2 protein-coding genes are annotated in these 1,231 nt (G+C 65.5%); both read right to left on the bottom strand.

Translation table 11 applies throughout. The features are described from left to right. The coding region (locus tag DBR34_RS22465) for an RNA polymerase sigma factor region1.1 domain-containing protein (protein ID WP_308812524.1) at positions 1 to 722 on the bottom strand (722 nt) is incomplete at its 3' end. Positions 723 to 809: 87 nt separating this feature from the next. After that, on the bottom strand, positions 810 to 1,231 hold a 422-nt coding region (gene dtd / locus DBR34_RS09050; RefSeq protein WP_128096548.1), incomplete at its 5' end, for a D-aminoacyl-tRNA deacylase.

The raw sequence follows: 1,231 nt of genomic DNA, 5'->3' as shown, positions 1-1,231 counted from the left end.
CCCTTGGCGGCAGCCTTCTTGAACGCGCTGTACGCGTCGCTCAGGGCCTGCATGCGGCGGGCAACTTCTTCCGGGTCCGGACCGGTCGGGCCGGCTTCTTCTTCAACGTCGTCGCCGTCGTCTTCGTCGTCGGCATCGTCTTCGGCGTCGTCGCTGGTGTCTTCAGCCACGACCGGCGCCGGGACTTCCTCGACCAGGTCGTTGAAGCCGACGATCACTTCGGCCAGGCGCTTCTTGCCTTCCTTGTGCGCGTCGTAGTCGGCCAGCAGCGATTCCACCGACACCGGGAAGGTGCCGAGTGCCGCCTGGACCTGGCCCAGGCCTTCTTCGATACGCTTGGCGATGGCGATTTCGCCTTCGCGGGTCAGCAGCTCGACGGTGCCCATTTCGCGCATGTACATGCGCACCGGGTCGGTGGTGCGACCACCTTCGGTGTCGAGCGCGCTCAGCGCGGCGGCAGCTTCTTCGGCCGCGGTGTCATCGACTTCGCGGTTGCCGGTGTTGCCGTCGTTGAGCAGCAGGGTTTCCGCATCGGGCGCAACTTCATGGACATCGATGCCCATGCCGTTGATCATGCCGATGATGTCTTCAATCTGCTCCGGGTCGACAATGTCGTCGGGCAGGTGGTCATTGACTTCGGCGTAGGTCAGGTAGCCCTGTTCCAGGCCCTTGCTGATCAGAAGCTTGATGTCGTTTTGCTGGGCAGGACGTTCGTTGGCCATGTAGTGCTCGCGCCACCGGCAGGGAGAGAATAGGACCTAGCATTATACCAGCCCGGGGCCCTTCCGCCCCGGGCGGTGGTCCCGGGGTCAGGGCCGGAGCAGGAAGGTCACAGGACCGTCGTTGACCAGGCTGACAACCATATGGGCACCAAACTGGCCGGTTTCCACCCCCGGGGCGTGTTTTTGCCTGCAGATCTCGACCAACCGGTTGAATCCACGTTCAGCCTCGGCCGGCGGCGCGGCGGTGCTGAAGCCCGGCCGCATCCCGCTGGCGGTGTCGGCAGCCAGGGTGAACTGGCTCACCAGCAGCAGCCCGCCCCCGGTGTCGGCCAGCGACCGGTTCATTTTTCCGCCTTCATCGGCAAACACACGGTAGCCGAGCAGCCGATCGGCCATCCGCGCGATCTGTGCCTCGCTGTCGCCGGGCTCCATGCCCACCAGCGCCAGCAATCCCGGGCCGATCCGGCCCACCGCCACGTCATCGACATGCACGCTGGCCTGGGTGACGC

It is taken from the genome of Stenotrophomonas sp. HMWF003 (assembly GCF_003061285.1).
Taxonomy (GTDB): Bacteria; Pseudomonadota; Gammaproteobacteria; order Xanthomonadales; family Xanthomonadaceae; genus Stenotrophomonas; species Stenotrophomonas maltophilia_AP.
Note: the sequence above shows the minus strand (reverse complement) of the source record. Positions and strands in the feature narration are given on the sequence as shown.